Source organism: Halorubrum sp. SD690R (assembly GCF_005435035.1).
Lineage (GTDB): Archaea > Halobacteriota > Halobacteria > Halobacteriales > Haloferacaceae > Halorubrum > Halorubrum ezzemoulense.
The window spans coordinates 141,810-157,301 of the sequence record NZ_SGTV01000006.1; the positions used below are offsets into that span (position 1 = coordinate 141,810).

The following is a 15,492-nucleotide window of genomic DNA, read 5'->3' on the forward strand; positions in this document are numbered from 1 at the left end:
GGCTTTCGGGGTGAAATTGGGAAAAGAACTTTTGCTCGACATCGCTTGACACACGGTCATGGAACGACGGTCGTTCCTCTCCGTTGGCGGCGCAGCGGTCCTCGCGCTCGCGGCCGGGCGCTCCTCCACCGCCGAAGGCGCCGGCGGTCCCGCGGCGGCGGTCGAGGCGTACTACCGGCGGGCGAGCGCGAGCGAAGACGCAGAGGCGTTCGCGGCGGACGTTCCGGCGCTCGCGCACCCCGTCTCCCCGCTCTCGACGCTCGCCGAGGACGTGCCGATGGCGTTCGACACCACGGTGAGACAGGAGCTCGCCGACGCCGCGGTCGTCGAGGAGAACGTCTCGGCCGACCGGATCCGCTCGATATCCGGATTTCTGTCGGCCTCGCTCACCGACGAGGAGCTGGAGTCGATCGCCGCGGAGAACGCGGTCGTCTCGGCGACCGTCGTCGGTGGCGACGGGGGCGAGTTCGAGCGTCGGTGGCTCGTCGCGACCGACGACGGCGAGTGGGGCGTCGTGTGGCCCGGCGAACCGGAGGGACCGGTGACAGTCGTCAGGGAGTACTACCAGCGGGCGGGCGAGGCCGAGAGCGCGGCGGCGTTCGCCGACGACGTCCGGGAGCTCTCGCACCCCGCGTCGCCGCTGGGCGAGGTGGCGGCGGACGTGCCGGGCCTCTTCGACGGCGCGCGGCGTCAGGGGCTCGTCGAGGCCGCCGTCGTCGCCGAGGACGTGGACGCCGAGCGCGTCCGGAGCGTCTCGGACTTCTTCGCCGGGGCCGCGGACGACGAGACGATCGAGACCGTCGCCGCGGAAAACGCGGTCGTCTCGGTGACAGTCACCGACGGCGACAGCGACGAGTTCGAACTGGAGTGGCTCGTCGCGACCGCGGACGGCGAGTGGCGGCTCGTCTGGCTCTGAGGGTGCGATCGTAACCGGGACGACGCGGCGCCGAGACCGTCGCGTTACCCCGCCGTCGGCCGACGGCCGGGCGATCCGACGGCTCTCGCAACGACGAGGAGCGCGATCAGGTCGACGGTGAGCGCCGCGATGGAACCGAAGCGGAACAGGATCAAGAGACCCAGTACCGCCACGGCGAGCCCGACGGCCGCGCGACGGGCGCGGTCACGGTCGGGGAGCAAGCGGGACACCTGAGCGCCGACGCCGACCTGCGCCGCGAAGAGGAGGACGCCGAACGGGGACACGGCTGGCATACGGCTCGATTCCGACCGAGCCTGTATGAATATGTCGTCGGGGCGACGAACGCCCGGACGGGGCGTGGGTCGGGGCGACCGCCTCGCGGCGGTGTCGGAGCGGCCGAGGCGACCCCCGCGACCCGCATCTTGATGCCGCGGCGCGCCGTCGCCCCGGTCATGCGAGAGATCACGACGGACGACGTCCCGGAAGCGCTCGGCCCGTACTCGCAGGGGATCGTCTCGGGCGACACGGTCCACGTCTCCGGGAAGACGGGCGTGGACCCCGACACGGGGGAGGCGCCCGACTCGGTCGGCGAACAGACGACGCAGACGCTCGAAAACGTCGCCGCAATTCTGGAGGCGGCCGAGACGACCCCGGACGCGATCGTGTCGGCGACCGTCTACCTCACCGACATGGACGACTACGACGCGGTGAACGAGGCGTACCGGTCGTTCCTCTCGGAGCCGTACCCCGCGCGGACCTGCGTCGAGGTGTCTCGGCTCCCCGCGCCGCTCGACGTCGAGATCACGGTCACGGCGGATCTCGACGGCGGCGACTGAGTTCTCGGGGCGGGAGGAGACCCGCTCCCGGCTCAGAACTTCTCCAACAGGTCGCCGTAGAACTCGCCGCCGCGGTCGTCCGCGAGCTTCTCGACGATGAGCTCCGGCGTCGACCGCGCGAGGTGCCCCTTCTTCGGCGAGCGGTTCACGCGGAGTTCGCCGTCGACGAGCCCCGCGGCCTCGATGCCGTCGACCGCGACTTCGAAGTCGGCGGCGGCGCGGATCTCGCGGGCGAGGTGCGAGACGAAGACGGCGGTCGCGTCCTGATCGTCGAGCGCCTCCAAGATGCCCGCGATGATCTTCGCGGAGGCGCCCGGCTCGGTGATGGATTCGAGTTCGTCCACCAAGACCAGCCGACCGTCGGCGCCGTCGACGAGATCGCCGAAGTCCCGCAACGTCGCCTCGAACGCGCCGGCGTCGAGGGTGCCCTGCGACTTCGCGTAGTAGTGGATCTCCTCGAACCGCTCGACGGTCGCCGACTCGGCCGGCACGGGCATCCCCATCTGCGCGAGCACGACGACCAGCGCGACCAGATCGAGCGTCGAGGTCTTCCCGCCGGAGTTCACCCCGGAGAGCAGCGTCGCGCCCGACACGCCGTAGTCGACGGGCTCGACATCGGGGAAGTCGACGTCGAGGAGCGGGGAGCGACCGCCCTCGATGCGGAAGCCGGCGGGCGGGGCCTCGCCACCGTCGTCGCCCGCCGGCTCGACCACCTCGGGCAGCGTACAGTCGAAGTCGCGCGCGAACCGCGCGACGGCGAGCTCGACGTCGAGCTCCAGGGCGTCGCGGACCAGCTCCTCGACCGGCTGGCGGAGGTCCCCGAGGTCGCTCGCGAGGTCGGCCTTCAGCTTCGCCGCCCGGCGGTCCCGGGCCGCGGAGAGCTCGGTCCGGAGCCGCGAGACGGCGCTCTCGTCGTGGTCGACCGGGAAAGATGGGTCGCCGCCGAAGACGCGCTCCGCGAGCTCCGCCTCCTCGGGCTCCAGTCGGAGCGCGTCGGCGAGGTGTTCGCGGGCGGCGTCGACGGCCGCGTCGTACTCGTCGGCGAGCTCGCGGTCCAGCAGGGAGTCCACGCGGGCGCCCTGCTCGACGAGCGAGAGGAAGTCGGTCCCCTCGATGGTGACGTCGCGCTCGCGGATCGCCTCGCGCAGCCGGTCGTCGGCGACGGAGGCGGCCGTCGACACCGCGGCGTCGAGGTCGTCGACGGCGGCGGTGAGCCGGTCCAGCTCCGCGTCGCCGGCGATCGTGCCGTCGTCGTCGAGCCGCGAGAGCGCGTCGCGCAGGCGGTCGAGGGCGACCGGAGGGCCGCCGCCCGAGACGGGGTCGCCGGCCGCCGCGGCCGCCTCGTGGACCGCCGCGGCCGCCTCCAGCCGGTCGCGGTTCTCGGCGAAGAAGGCGAGCAGCCGCTCGGGCACCGTCTCCGCCGGCGCCTCCAGCGCGTCCGGCCGCACGCTCACGTCGCCCTCCACGTCGAGCCCGGCGAACGACTCGTCCAAGACGATCACGGACGCGTACGAGCGGCCCAGCTCGGAGACATCACGCGCGTCCTCGACGGTCTCGACGGAGAGCTCGGGGACCTCCGCCTCGGCGCGCGCGAGCGTCTCGGCGTCGGCCGTCGCGAGGCAGCGGTCGCGGACGCGGACGGTCGGGGGGTCCGACAGGGGCGCGCAGTCCGCGAGCGCCTCGCGGACCGCCGGGTCGGGGTCGCGGTCGGCCGCGTCGGCGGCGAACGACTGCGCCTCCGCGATCCGCGAGGCGGACGCGCTCGGGTAGAACGTCTCCAGCCGCTTCGCCGCGTAGTCGGTGACGGTGCGCTCGCGCAGCAGGTCGATCGCCTCCCGGTACAGCTCGCGGGCGCGGTCGGTGGCCAGCACGCGACCGTCGTCGCCGTGGCGGCGCCGGATCGCTCCGCGAGCGATGCGGGCCGCGCGGGCCTCGTTGACGCCCGGCGCGCGGGCGATGGCGGCCACGTCGCCGGACTCGACGGTCGCGACCGGGTCGTCGAGTTCGCGCAGCGAAGCGGCCGTCTTGGCGCCGACGCCGGGGATCGCCTCCAGCTCCATCTACCCGCCGGTATCACGGCAACGGTGTAAAGCGTGCGGGTCGCTCCCGCGGATCCCCGCGGCGTCCGGCGGGTCGGGGGGCGGCGCGCGTCTCAGAGCGAGGACCAGCGCGCCGGGTGCGACGCCCTTTTTCGCGCTCGTCGCCAACGCCTGCCATGAGTCAGGACGCGCGTGCCGTCGGCGACGGGTCGCTCGACCCCGAGGCGGCGGCGAAGGCGGCGACCGCCCGCGAGGCGCTCGGCGAGCGCGACGGGGTGCTCGTCGCGTTCTCGGGCGGCGTCGACTCCGCGGTGGTGGCCGCGCTGGCAACGGAGGCGCTCGGCGACGACGCCGTGGCGTGTACCGCCCGCAGCGAGACGCTCCCCGCGGCGGAGCTCGACGACGCGAAGCGAGTCGCCGACGAGATCGGGGTCCGCCACGAGACGGTGACGTTCTCCGAGCTCGACGACCCGAACTTCGTCGCCAACGACGGCGACCGGTGTTACCACTGCCGGACCATGCGGCTCGGCCGGATGTACGAGACCGCGAAGGAGCTGGGGATCGACACCGTCTGCGACGGGACGAACGCGGACGACCCCGGCGAGGGGCACCGACCGGGGCTCCGCGCGGTCGAGGAGCTCGACGTGTTCTCGCCGCTGCTCGACGCCGGGATCACGAAGGCGGAGGTCCGCGCGATCGCCGAGTCTCGCGACCTCTCCGTGGCCGACAAGCCCTCGATGGCGTGTCTCTCCTCGCGGATCCCGACCGGGCTGGAGGTCACCGAGGAGCGGCTGACCCGCGTCGAGAAGGCGGAGCGGGTGCTCCGCGAGTGGGGCTTCGAGGGGTTCCGGGTTCGCGACCACGACGGCCTCGCACGCGTCGAGATCGCCCCCGACGAACTGGAGCGGGCGCTCGACCCGGCCTTCGCCGACGCCGTCCACGAACACCTCACCGACCTCGGCTTCGAGTACGTCACCCTCGACATGGCCGGCTACCGAACCGGGAGCGTGAGTCCGGGCGGCGAGGAGGTGGGCGACGGGGATGCGGGCGACGAGAACTCCGACAACGCGAACGGAGAGCCCGCCGGGAGCGACGCGGCGGACGACGGCGCCGACCTCGGGCGGCGGTACCCGCGCTGAGGCGCCGGCGACCGCCGAGAGCGGCACCGGCGCCGGAATGAGGGCGGCGTTATCACCGGAGAGAACCCGGCGGGAACGCTTATAACCCGTGTTACTAAAGCGACACCTATGCGGGAGGCACAGACGCTGGCGGTGATCGCCGGCGGCGTCGGGGGGGCCGTCGGGGCGTTCGTGGGCGTCGCGATCGGCGGCTCGGCGCTCTCGGTGACGATGACCACCCTCGGGGTCGCCACCGTGGTCGGCGTCGGCGTCATCGCGAGCGCGGTCATCGCCGGCGACGTGGAGTTCCTCGCCGACGCTGACGGCGAGTGAGGAGGGCGGCGCGAGCCGCTGCGACGCGGCCGAAAGGGGCCGGGCGGGGGCGAGTTCGGAGTACCGTTCAAATACGAGTTTCACGTAAACGGACGCGATGGCCGCTGCGGCGTCGTTCTGGGAGGAGTGCGACCGATACCACGAGCTCGCGGAGCGGTTCCAGCGCGGCATCGAGATCACCCACCCCGATCGGCTCACCGGGCGGAGCGGCTACTGCAGCGAGTGCGGCTGCGCCTGGTGCGCCGAGGAGGTCAGGTACTTCGAGTACCGCGGCGAGCGGCTGTGAGCGGGCCGTGTCCGAGAGGCGCTCCCCCGGTGAAAATCGGGGGCGACCGCGCGCTTCAAGGCCCCGCCGCGACGAACGGACGCCATGAGTCTCATCGCGTTCGACTTCGACGGGACGCTCTCCGACTCCGAGATGACGGTCCTGCTCGCGGAGCGGGCGGGCGTCGCCGACGAGGTCGCCGAGATCACCGAGCGGGCGATGAACGACGAACTCAGCTACGCCGAGAGCCTCTACCGGCGCGCGGAGCTGCTGGAAGCCCTTCCCGAGGCGGAGGTCGAGGACGCGTTCGACGCGGTGCGGATCCGGCCCGGCGCCGCGCGTCTCATCGAGCGCCTCCGCGACGAGGGGCACCACGTCGCCGTCCTCACCGGGGGGTTCGAGCGCGGCGTCGAGGCGGCGCTCGCTCGCGAGGGGGTCGCCGTCGACACGATCGTCGCCAACCGACTGCCGACCGGACCGGACGGCGCCCTCACCGGCGAGGCGGAGGGACCGCTGATCGAGGGGACGAAGGACGACGCGCTCGCCGACCTCGCGGCCGAGGTCGGCGTCCCGATGCGCGAGACGGTGGCGGTCGGCGACGGCGCGAACGACCTCCCGATGCTGGAGGTCGCGGGCCTAGCGGTCGGCTTCGTCCCGAAGTCCGCGGTGCGGCCGGTCTGTGATTCGGTCGTCGCCTCCATGTACCGGCTGGGGAAGGTGCTGGAGGCGCACGGCGTCCTCGCGGCCGGGGACTGATCACCGAACCGGTTCGGGCCGGCGATACCTGACCACGTTGGGCTGAAGGGTTAAACAGAAACGGGGGCGATATGTTGGCATGAGCGTCTTCGCCGGGGTGGTCCGATGCTACCGACGCTGACGTATCTCCAGTTTCACCTCGTCTTCAGTCTCCCCGTGCTGGCGCTGCTGTGGTACCTCGCCCCGCGGTACGAGGCGACGCGGCAGCGCCGGGCGGTCGGTGGGATCGCGATCCTCGTCGCCATCGCGTACGCCTACACCACCCCGTGGATCAGCTACATGATCCGCCGGGGCGCCTGGGGGTACGCGGACGGCGCCGTCGTCGCGCGGGCGCTCTCGATCCCGCTCGGCGAGTACCTGTTCTTCGCGATCCAGACGATCGTGGTCGCGTTCGCGCTCCACCGGATCGGTTTCGATCCGACGTTCCGCGAGGGCGACTTCGACCGCGTGCCCCGGGCCGCCGGCGTCCTCGTCGGCCTCGCGATGGTCCCGGTCGGGCTGGGGCTCGCGTGGCTCGACCCGTCGTTCCTGTACCTCGGCGGGCTGATCGCGTGGGTCGGGCCCGTCCTCGCGCTCCAGTGGGGCGTCGGCGGCGGCTACCTCGCGCGCACGCCGCGGCTGTGGATCACGGCGACGCTCGCTCCGGCGGCGTACTTCTGGGTCGCCGACCGGATCGCGATCGGCATGGGGACGTGGTACCTCTCGCCGGAGTTGACGACCGGGATCGCGGTCCTCGGCCTCCCGATCGAAGAGATGCTGTTCTTCGTCGCCGCGGGAGTGATGACGATCAACGGCCTCGTCTTGTTCGAGTGGGTGCTCGACTGGAACGACCGCCGCGGGGCGGCGGCGGACGCTGTCGCCGGCGCCGGGTCGGAGCCCGAGCGGGACGTTCGCGGCCCTGAGTCCCCGGCCGACCCGGACCCGGACGTAGTCGATGACTGAGGCGTCGGAGGCGTCGCGGAGCGCGGCGGACGCCCGGTCCGTCGCGACCGCGGGACGCGGGGCCGACGAGAGCGTCGGCGACGGGCGCGACGCCGACCCGGCGGCCGAGCGGGTCGACCGGTGGTTCGCGCGACGTCCGGCGCTGGCGCTGGCGGCGCTGTTGCCGGTCGGCGCCGCGACCCCCCTGTTTCCGGTCGAACTCGGCGTCGCGACGTTCGCGCTCGGCACCCTCGCCGTCGGGATGGCGCACGGCGCAGTGGACCACCTCGTCCCCCTACGGGCCGCGCCGGGCGTGTCGCTCCGGCGGTCGATCGCGGTCGTCTCCGTCGGCTACGCGGTCCTCGGCGGGGCGGTCGTCGCGGCCTTCTTCGCCGCGCCCGTCGCCGCGTTCGTCGGGTTCATCGCGCTCACGTGGCTCCACTGGGGGCAGGGCGACGTGGCGACGCTCGCGATTGCGGGCGTCGACCACCTCCCCACCTCGGCCGAGCGCTGGCTGGCGCTTATCGTCCGCGGCGGCCTCCCGATGGGCGTCCCGCTCCTCGCGCACCCCGAGGAGTACCGGCTGGTGGCCGAGTGGATCGTCGGCCTGTTCCTCGTCGACGCGGGCGCGGCCGCGACGGCCGTCGACCCCCTGTTCGCGCCCGCGGTCCGCGCCGGGGTCGGCGTCGGGATGGCGGCCGCGACGCTGGCGTCGGTCGGGCTCGGCTACCGGCGGGTTCGGAGCGGGCGCGACGCCGGCGGCTGGCGCCGCGACGCCGGCGAGCTGGCCGTGCTGTGGGCGTGGTTCCTGCTCGCCGCGCCGGTGTTCGCGATCGGGGTGTACTTCGCGCTGTGGCACGCGCTCCGGCACGTCGGCCGGCTCGTCCTCGTCGACCCAGCGGCGGCGAGCGCGGCGTCGGCCGGCGACGCGGTCGGCGCGCTCGCCCGCTTCGGGCGCGACGCGGCGCCGCTCACGCTCGGCGGGTTCCTCGTGGTCGGCGCGGTCGGCGTCTCGGTCCCCGCGGGCGTGGCGGCGCCCGGCGACCTGCTCGCCGTGTCGCTCGTCGCCATCGCCGCCATGACGCTCCCGCACGTCGTCGTCGTGGCGTGGCTCGACCGGCGGGAGGGAGTCTGGCGGCCGGGCGCCGGGGCCTGATCGGCGCCGACCGGAGGCGGCCGGTGCCGGCACCGCACCGCTCTTGGTCGGCGACGGCGTCCGTCCGGTAGATGGACGAGATCGCGATCCGCGAGCCGCGACCGGGCGACGCCGAGCCGCTGGAGGCGCTCATCACCTCTCATTTCACCGAGGGGAGCTCCTACGGCGTGGACCTCGGGATCGACGACCCGACGTACCACGTGCTGGTCGCGGTCGAGGGGGACGCCGTCGAGTCGGCGGGAGACGCGGTTGACGGCGAGAGTGACCGAACCGACGCGGTCGACGGCGAGGGCGACCGGGACGGCGCGATCCTCGGCGTCATGGCGCTCCGCGAGTTCACCGATCCGACCGCCGTCGCCGACGAGATGTACTTCTTCGACGACCCCGACCTGCTGCCCGCCGCGGAGCGGTACGGCCACCTCGAAATGGGGTACGTCAGGGAGGGCGCGACGGGTCGGGGGATCGGCAGCCGGCTGCTCGGTCGCCTCCACGAGGCCGGCGCGGAGCGGGGCGTCGACCTGTTCCTCGCGGACTCGTGGTACCACGGCGGCGACGACTCCCCGGAGAAGCTGTTCGACGCGCACGGCTACGAGACGATCCACCGCGACCCGATCGAGCGCCCCGCGGCGGAGTGCCCGAAGTGCGAGGAGACGTGTACCTGCGAGGGCGCGCTCGCCGTGCGGCGCGTCGCGGGCGACGCGACCGACGCGGAGGCGAGCCGGTCGTGAACCACGACCGCGTCCACGCCAGGGAACCGTCGCACCACGTCGACCAGTGGTCGGTCGGCGTCGTCGAATCGATCGGCGAGCGCGACGGCCACTGCGTCGTGACGGTGCGGCCGACCGTGTCGGAGCGAGAGGAGGGAGGAGATGAAGCGGTGGCAGACGGGGACCGCGGCGAGCCCGTCGAGTTGACGCTCACGCTCGCCGTGCGGGACCTGTTCGTGAGCCGGCTCCCGATCGACGACGGCGAGTCGCCGGTCGGCGAGCGCGTCTGGTACCGGGAGCGGGGCGGGTGAAGGAGGGACGAGCGGAGCGGGCCGTCGCTACTCTAGCTGGTGGTAGTCCAGCTCGTGGCCCTCGTCGAGGGCGGCCTGGACGGCGTCGCTCGGCTGATTGACCGGTTCGGTGCGGAGCGTCATGCCGCCGACGTCGGCCGCATCGAAGTAGACGTTGCGACGCCAGTCGGGGTCGGTGTCGGGGTGGTCGGTGCGGTAGTGCGCGCCGCGCGACTCCTCGCGTTCGAGCGCGCCGCGGAGGACCGCCTCGGCGGCGACAAGCATGAAGCCGGCGTCGACGGCGAGCTCGAACGACTCGCTGGTGACCGGCCCGACGCGCATGTCCGCGGCGCGGTCGCGGACGGCGGCGAGGCGGTCGAGTCCTTCGCGGAGCGACGACTCGTCGCGGAGGATGCCCGCGTGCTCCCACATCAGCTCGCGGAGGTCGGCGAGCACCGCGTCGACATCGTTGGCGCCGTCGTTGTCCGCCATCGCGCGCAGGTCGCGGAGGTGCGGCTCGACGGTCTCCTCGCGGAGGGCGTCGGGCACCTCGCCCGGGCCGTCGACGCGGTCGGCGATCCGCTCGCCCGCAACGACGCCGTACGCGACCGTCTCGGCCAGCGAGTTGCCGCCGAGGCGGTTCGCGCCGTGAACGCCCGCCATCGTCTCCCCGATGGCGAAGAGGCCGTCAACGTCGGTCTCGCCGTGGTCGTCGACGGCGACGCCGCCCATCCCGTAGTGGGAGGTCGGCGCGACCTCGACGGGCTCCTCGGCCATGTCCACGCCGAGGTCTTGGAACCGCTCGTACATTCTGGGGAGCCGCTCCTCGATGAAGTCGGCGTCGCGGTGAGAGATGTCGAGGTAGACGCCGCCGTGCTCCGTGCCGCGCCCCTCGCCGATCTCGCGGGCGATGGCGCGGGCGACCACGTCGCGGGCGTCGAGCTCCATCTGGTCCGGAGAGTAGCGCTCCATGAACCGCTCGCCCTCGGCGTTGAACAGGCGGCCCCCCTCGCCGCGGACGGCCTCGGTCACGAGGCGGCCGCTCCACGGCGCCCACTCGGGGTCGGCCTCGTCGACGGCCATCCCCGTCGGGTGGAACTGCATGAACTCCATGTCCATCAGCGACGCGCCGGCGTCGAAGGCCAGCGCCGCGCCGTCGCCGTTGTTCTCGTCGTCGCGGGAGGTGTGCCGGTTGTAGATCGCCGCGTGGCCGCCGGCGGCGAGAACGACGGTGCCCGCGTTGAACAGCACGAACTCGCCGTCGTCCATGTCGAAGCCGACCGCACCGTGGACGGCCTCGCCGTCGGAGACCAGCTTCGTGATCATCACGTTCTCGCGGTAGGGGACCGACAGCGCCTGCGCGCGGTCGACGAGCGTGTTCAGCAGCGACTCGCCGGTGTGGTCGCCGGCGAAGGCGGTCCGGCGGAACGACTGCGCGCCGAAGAACCGCTGGTCGATCGCGCCGTCGTCGGTGCGGGAGTACGCCATCCCCCAGTCGTCGAGCTCGCGGAGCCGCTCGGGCATCTGCGCGGTCACTGTCTCGACCTTCCCGGGATCGTTGATCAGGTGGCCCTCGTTGAGGGTGTCCGCCGCGTGGATCGCGGGCGAGTCCTCGGGGTCGTGGGTCCCGAGCGCGCCGTTGATCCCGCCCCGAGCCCACGTGGTGTGGGCGTCGCCGTGTCCGCGCTTCCCGAGGACGAGCACGTCGTCGACGCCGCGCTCGGCGAGTTCGATCGCCGCGCGCGCGCCGGCGGCGCCGGCGCCCACGACGAGGACGGACACGTCCTCTCGCGCGTACTCGACCGGCTCGTCAGTCGGGGCTCGTTCGTCCATGTTCGAACGGAGGGTCCGGAGACGGGTAAGCTTCACGCGCGTGTGCGTGCGCGCGCGAAGGCGGCGCGAACACACGACCGAGGACGGTCGGCGCGTCCCCTATCGCTCCGCGTCCCAGCCGGGCGTGCCGGGCGCGCCGGCGTCGTCCTCGACGGCGCGGGCGAGGCGGTCGCGCGCGTCGCGGTCGAGGCCGACCCGCTCGCCGTCGGCGCCGGCGCGCTCCGTCCACTCGCGGATCGCGGACCCGACCCACGAGTCGGCCTCGCGGGCGTCGTCCCGAGCCTCGGCCATGCGGTCGCGCGTCACCGACAGCGATCCGGGGCGAGAGCCGACGGCGGCGCCGGCGAAGCGGGCGCGGTCGTCGGCGGTCGCCCCGCCGTCGCGGAGCCGGGCGACGACGCCGTCGAGGTCCTCCGGGTCGGGGTACGCGAACACCGTCGCGCCGAGCGCCTGCGGGCCGAACGCGGGCGCCGGGAGGTCGTCGGCCGGCTCGTCGTCGAGGAGCCGGTCCCCGCCCCCGGCGGCCTCGACGCGCTCGCACTCGGTCTCGGCGTCGAGTTCGAGGTTGTGACCCGGGTAGCTCGAACAGGTGCGCGGGTAGCGGTCGTCGCCGTGGATCCGGCACTGGAGCGTCGTCGGGTCGAGGAAGGCGCAGGCGCCGAGCCAGCGCGGCTCGTCGGTCCCGATCGGTGCGACCGGTTTGGGGGGCTTCCGGAGGCCGACGACGAAGACGGGGCGGCCGTCGATCGCGGCGAGGTCGGTCCCGTCGATCCGAACGCGCTCGTCGCGCTCGGCCGGCTCGAACAGCCGGGGGACCAGGGCGTCGCCCAGGCCGTCGTCGACGATGCCTACGACCTCGTCGCGGGTGAGCGGGACGAGGTCGTAGGCATCGTCGAGCGGGGGACGAGGCCCGGTGCGGTCTGAGCCCGCCGCGGCCAGATCGAGCGGACGCCAGTCGACGCAGCAGCCGGCGCAGCCCTCACAGCGGAGTTCCATACGGCCCTGCCAACGGTTCGCAGTGTGATAAGTTGTCGGCGGAACGCGAACCGGACGCGAACCGAGTCCGGACGGGACGCGAACCGGGCGCGTCCCGGACCCGGACAGTTTTGCCGACCCCGGCCGAACGTCGTCACGAGATGGACTCGGAACGGGCGGAACTCGGGCGGCTCGCGGTCCGGATCGTCCGAGAACACGAGGCCGCGGCGGTGACGCCGGGGGTGGTCGTCCAGCGGCTGGCGGTCGAGTACGACCGCGAACACGAGTACAGCGAGGTGTTCGACCTGCTCCACGAGCTGGAAGAGACGGGCGAGCTCGTATACCACAACGGGGAGTACAACGAGTTCGCCGCGCCCGAGTGACCCCGAGGGACGCCGCCTCAGAGCTCGCCCTTCGTGCTTGGCGTGTCGCTGCGGCGCTCGTCGAGCCGGGTGGCGTCGTCGAGCGCGCGCGCCAGCGCCTTGAACAGCGCCTCGACCTCGTGGTGGGCGTTGTCGCCGCGCTCGACCGCGGCGTGGAGCGTCAGCCCGGCGTTGTGGGCTACGGAGAGCGCGAAGTGGTCGGCCATGACGCTGGTGAACTCCCCGACAGACTCCTGTGAGAACTCTCCGGAGAACTCGTAGTACGGCCGCCCCGCCACGTCGACGACGACGCTCGCGACCGCCTCGTCGAGGGGGACGCGGCGGTCGGCGTACCGCCGGATGCCGCGCTTGTCGCCGAGCGCCTCGTCGAACGCCTCGCCGAGGCAGATCGCCACGTCCTCAACGGTGTGGTGGTCGTCGATGTCGAGGTCGCCGTCGCAGCGGACCGTGAGGTCGAACAGGCCGTGCTTCGCGAACGATTCGAGCATGTGGTCGTAGAAGCCGACCCCCGTCGAGACCTCGCTGTCGCCGTCGCCGTCGACCGCGAGCGTGAGTTCGATGGTCGTCTCGCTCGTCTCGCGGGTGACGGCCGCGGTCCGGTCGTGGTCGCTCATACCGGCCCGTCGCGGGGGATTCGTAAGTCGGTTGCGGGTGTGGCGGGGTTCCGGATCCGCGAGAGAGGAGCGGACGTGGTGCGGGAGTCGAGGGAATGGTTATAAACGGGCGGTGCGGTGGCGCGTGCCTGCGAGCGGTCGCCACCGGCGGCCGCGAGGCAGCGCGCGCGAGGGACGCGGCGACCGGAGCGAAGCGGAGGGAGCCGCGAGGCTGGGGAGGTGTGAGGCGCGGTTGCGGTGCGGTCGGGTGGGAGTCAAAGGGGCAGCCGCGAGGACGAAGCACGACGACGTAAGCACTGGAGCGAGGGAGCGAACGGAGTGAGCGACCGAGTGAAGCGCGCAACGAGGCGCGCGAGTCCTCGCGGCTGGGGCTTTGGCGGTGTTCGCCGGCGATCCGCAGTCAGTTATTATAAGCAATCAACGGTAAATGCGAAGTCGATTTAAATCTCGTCCGCCGCGTCCTGCGCCTCGCGCAGCGTGAACTCGCCCTCGTATAACGCCGTCCCGACGACGACCGCGGCCGCGCCCGCCTCCTTCAGCGCGACCACGTCGTCGACCGCCGCCACGCCGCCGGAGGCGATCACCGGGATCTCGACCGCGTCGACCACGCTCGCGACCGCCTCGCGGTCGATCCCATCCAGCTGCCCCTCCACGTCGACGTTCGTGAAGAGGATCGCGCCGGCCCCCAGTTCCTCGTAGCGGGCGGCGGCCTCGGCGGGGTCGAGCCCGGTCCCCTCGGTCCAGCCAGAGACGACGACCTCGCCGTCCTTCGCGTCGAGGCTGACGACGACGCTCCCCGGGTGGGTCTCGTCGATCTCCGCGACGATATCCGGGGTCTCGACCGCCGCGGTCCCGAGGATGACGCGGTCGAGCCCCAAGTCAAGCAGCGCGCGCGCGCCCTCGGCGGCCCGGATGCCGCCGCCGAGCTGGAGGCCGACCGCGTCCGCGCCGTCGCCGCCGACCGCGTCCACGACCGACTCGAGCGCGCCGGCGTTGACGCGCTCGCCCTCGAACGCGCCGTCGAGATCGACGAGGTGGAGGGTTTCGGCCCCCGCCTCGACCCAGCGCTCGGCGGCCGCGACGGGGTCGCCGTAGCGCTTGCCCGTCCCGCGCTCGCCGCCGACCAACTGGACGACCTCGCCGTCCTGTACGTCGACGGCGGGGATCACTTCGAACTCCGAGAAGTGGCTCATACGGGACTGAAGCCCGCGACGGCGATTAAACGGGTCGGTTCGAGGCGGAAGGAGGGCCGAGCGGGGGGCTCCGGGGGGCCGTCGGCTCACACCACCGAGATGAGCAACTGCGAGACGTCCTCGTCGTAGGCGGCGGGGTCGGTCGCGAGCGCCTCGGCGCTCTCGGCGCCGGCGAGCCGTCGCACAGCGCTCTCGGCGTCGATCGAGTCCGGCAGCGCCGCGTCGAAGGCGTCGAGAAGGGGATCGGTCGGATACGCGCCGCCGGCGACTATCACGTCGGTTCCGTCGTGCCAGACGCCGAGGCGGGCCCCGATGTCGAGGGGTCGATCGAGTCCCGCGGCGGTCCCGTCCGGGAGCGGGACCTCGCCGTCGAGCGCGTACTCGCCGGTCAGCCGCCACACGGTCGCCGTGTTGCCGGACCGGACGGTGGAGATCCCCTCGTCGGCGATTTCGACGTTCTCGATGCCGGCGCTCCGGAGCTGCCCGCGGAAGGCGTCGGTCGCGGCCGCCTCCACCTCGCGCATGATCCGCTCGCGGCCGATCTCGGCCGGGAGTCGGTCGACGGCGGGCCGGAGGTCGATCCGCGTCGCGAAGAAGACGACCGGCGACCCGGACCCGCCGAGCGTCTCGGCGAGCGCGTCCGCGACGGGCGCGTACTCGTAGACTCCCGTGTGTTCGAGCGCCCGGACGGTGACGGGACCGTACGACCGCTCGAACACCGTCCGCTCGAACTCGTCGGTCCGTCGCCAGTCGTCGATCCGGTCGCTCGTCACCTCGGGGGCCGGGACTGGCCCGTCGCGGGCGCCGAGACAGCCGGCGAGCCCGGCGACGCCGACCGCCGCGCCGCCGGCGATCAGGCGGCGTCGGGTGGTCGTCTCGCGTGGGGGCGGCGTCGCCGCAGATCCGTTCGTCGGACGCTGCTTCATACGAATTCGACGGCCGCGACGGGGAAATCGGTGTCGCCCCGACCCGGATCCCTTATGTAACCACCGAGTACAACAACCGAGTGATGACCGACGACGAAAGCAGGACACGGCGGCGACGCGCTCGGCCACACACCCGACGGCGGTTCCTGACTGCGGCCGGGGCGGCGGGGGCCGTCGCGCTCGCCGGCTGTAGCGCGGAGCAGGTCGACGACGGGGGCGACGGCGGGGACG

19 protein-coding genes are annotated in these 15,492 nt (G+C 73.1%); 12 read left to right on the forward strand and 7 right to left on the reverse strand.

All coding sequences use genetic code 11. The features are described from left to right. The first annotated feature begins 58 nt into the window (after positions 1-58). Entirely contained in the window at positions 59-916 is an 858-nt protein-coding gene (locus EXE41_RS05795; protein ID WP_137690502.1) for a hypothetical protein, read from the forward strand. Positions 917-960: 44 nt separating this feature from the next. Here the strand turns inward: EXE41_RS05795 and EXE41_RS05800 are convergent, their stop codons facing one another. Beyond that, the gene (locus EXE41_RS05800) at positions 961-1,209 is read right to left on the reverse strand and encodes a hypothetical protein (RefSeq protein WP_049932095.1); all 249 of its coding nucleotides are present in this window, start codon (positions 1,207-1,209) and stop codon (positions 961-963) included. 159 nt (positions 1,210-1,368) lie between these two features. Here EXE41_RS05800 and EXE41_RS05805 point away from each other — a divergent pair, with 159 nt between their 5' ends. Beyond that, positions 1,369-1,752: a RidA family protein gene (locus EXE41_RS05805; protein ID WP_137690503.1), complete on the forward strand. Its 384-nt coding sequence runs from the start codon at positions 1,369-1,371 to the stop codon at positions 1,750-1,752. 32 nt (positions 1,753-1,784) lie between these two features. Here EXE41_RS05805 and EXE41_RS05810 read toward each other — a convergent pair whose 3' ends face one another. Then, positions 1,785-3,812 (reverse strand): helix-hairpin-helix domain-containing protein, encoded by a 2,028-nt coding sequence (locus tag EXE41_RS05810; protein ID WP_137690504.1) that lies wholly within the window; start codon positions 3,810-3,812, stop codon positions 1,785-1,787. A gap of 155 nt (positions 3,813-3,967) precedes the next feature. Here EXE41_RS05810 and larE point away from each other — a divergent pair, with 155 nt between their 5' ends. From larE to EXE41_RS05850, 8 genes are all read left to right on the forward strand, one after another. Next, positions 3,968-4,930, forward strand: coding sequence for an ATP-dependent sacrificial sulfur transferase LarE (gene larE, locus EXE41_RS05815; RefSeq protein WP_089308494.1), 963 nt, complete (start codon positions 3,968-3,970; stop codon positions 4,928-4,930). A 108-nt stretch (positions 4,931-5,038) separates the two neighbouring features. Further along, positions 5,039-5,242 carry a hypothetical protein gene (locus tag EXE41_RS05820; protein ID WP_049932090.1) on the forward strand — a complete coding sequence of 68 codons (204 nt, stop codon included), beginning with the start codon at positions 5,039-5,041 and terminating at the stop codon, positions 5,240-5,242. Positions 5,243-5,339: 97 nt separating this feature from the next. Continuing rightward, complete coding sequence (locus EXE41_RS05825; RefSeq protein ID WP_086220441.1) at positions 5,340-5,528, forward strand: hypothetical protein; 189 nt, start codon at positions 5,340-5,342, stop codon at positions 5,526-5,528. Positions 5,529-5,612: 84 nt separating this feature from the next. Beyond that, positions 5,613-6,263, forward strand: coding sequence for a phosphoserine phosphatase SerB (gene serB / locus EXE41_RS05830; protein WP_049932087.1), 651 nt, complete (start codon positions 5,613-5,615; stop codon positions 6,261-6,263). Positions 6,264-6,368: 105 nt separating this feature from the next. After that, on the forward strand, positions 6,369-7,205 hold the full coding sequence (locus EXE41_RS05835; protein WP_086216052.1) for a lycopene cyclase domain-containing protein: 837 nt from the start codon (positions 6,369-6,371) through the stop codon (positions 7,203-7,205). Further along, complete coding sequence (locus EXE41_RS05840) at positions 7,198-8,340, forward strand: Brp/Blh family beta-carotene 15,15'-dioxygenase (RefSeq protein ID WP_086216053.1); 1,143 nt, start codon at positions 7,198-7,200, stop codon at positions 8,338-8,340. The genes EXE41_RS05835 and EXE41_RS05840 overlap by 8 nt, the downstream gene beginning before the upstream one ends. A gap of 71 nt (positions 8,341-8,411) precedes the next feature. Then, positions 8,412-9,068 (forward strand): GNAT family N-acetyltransferase, encoded by a 657-nt coding sequence (locus EXE41_RS05845; protein WP_086216054.1) that lies wholly within the window; start codon positions 8,412-8,414, stop codon positions 9,066-9,068. Next, a complete protein-coding gene (locus EXE41_RS05850) occupies positions 9,065-9,358 on the forward strand; it encodes a hypothetical protein (RefSeq protein ID WP_086216055.1) in 294 nt (97 codons plus the stop codon). Before EXE41_RS05845 ends, EXE41_RS05850 begins: the two co-directional genes overlap by 4 nt. A 27-nt stretch (positions 9,359-9,385) precedes the next feature. Here the strand turns inward: EXE41_RS05850 and EXE41_RS05855 are convergent, their stop codons facing one another. Both EXE41_RS05855 and EXE41_RS05860 read right to left on the reverse strand, forming a co-directional pair. Continuing rightward, positions 9,386-11,170, reverse strand: coding sequence for an L-aspartate oxidase (locus EXE41_RS05855; RefSeq protein ID WP_137690505.1), 1,785 nt, complete (start codon positions 11,168-11,170; stop codon positions 9,386-9,388). Between the two features lie 99 nt (positions 11,171-11,269). Next, positions 11,270-12,166 (reverse strand): YkgJ family cysteine cluster protein, encoded by an 897-nt coding sequence (locus EXE41_RS05860; protein ID WP_137690506.1) that lies wholly within the window; start codon positions 12,164-12,166, stop codon positions 11,270-11,272. A gap of 140 nt (positions 12,167-12,306) precedes the next feature. Here EXE41_RS05860 and EXE41_RS05865 point away from each other — a divergent pair, with 140 nt between their 5' ends. Further along, a complete protein-coding gene (locus tag EXE41_RS05865) occupies positions 12,307-12,528 on the forward strand; it encodes a hypothetical protein (RefSeq protein WP_049932077.1) in 222 nt (73 codons plus the stop codon). Between the two features lie 17 nt (positions 12,529-12,545). Here EXE41_RS05865 and hisB read toward each other — a convergent pair whose 3' ends face one another. The 3 genes from hisB to EXE41_RS05885 all read right to left on the reverse strand — a co-directional run bounded on the left by hisB (position 12,546) and on the right by EXE41_RS05885 (position 15,261). Continuing rightward, positions 12,546-13,142, reverse strand: a complete 597-nt coding sequence (hisB, locus tag EXE41_RS05870) for an imidazoleglycerol-phosphate dehydratase HisB (protein ID WP_094552662.1) — start codon at positions 13,140-13,142, stop codon at positions 12,546-12,548. 440 nt (positions 13,143-13,582) lie between these two features. Further along, a complete protein-coding gene (gene hisA / locus EXE41_RS05880) occupies positions 13,583-14,335 on the reverse strand; it encodes a 1-(5-phosphoribosyl)-5-[(5-phosphoribosylamino)methylideneamino]imidazole-4-carboxamide isomerase (RefSeq protein WP_137690507.1) in 753 nt (250 codons plus the stop codon). 86 nt (positions 14,336-14,421) lie between these two features. Further along, the gene (locus tag EXE41_RS05885) at positions 14,422-15,261 is read right to left on the reverse strand and encodes a hypothetical protein (protein ID WP_137690508.1); all 840 of its coding nucleotides are present in this window, start codon (positions 15,259-15,261) and stop codon (positions 14,422-14,424) included. Positions 15,262-15,344: 83 nt separating this feature from the next. Between EXE41_RS05885 and EXE41_RS19590 the strand changes: the two genes are divergently transcribed. Then, the coding region (locus EXE41_RS19590; protein ID WP_137690509.1) for a twin-arginine translocation signal domain-containing protein at positions 15,345-15,492 on the forward strand (148 nt) is incomplete at its 3' end.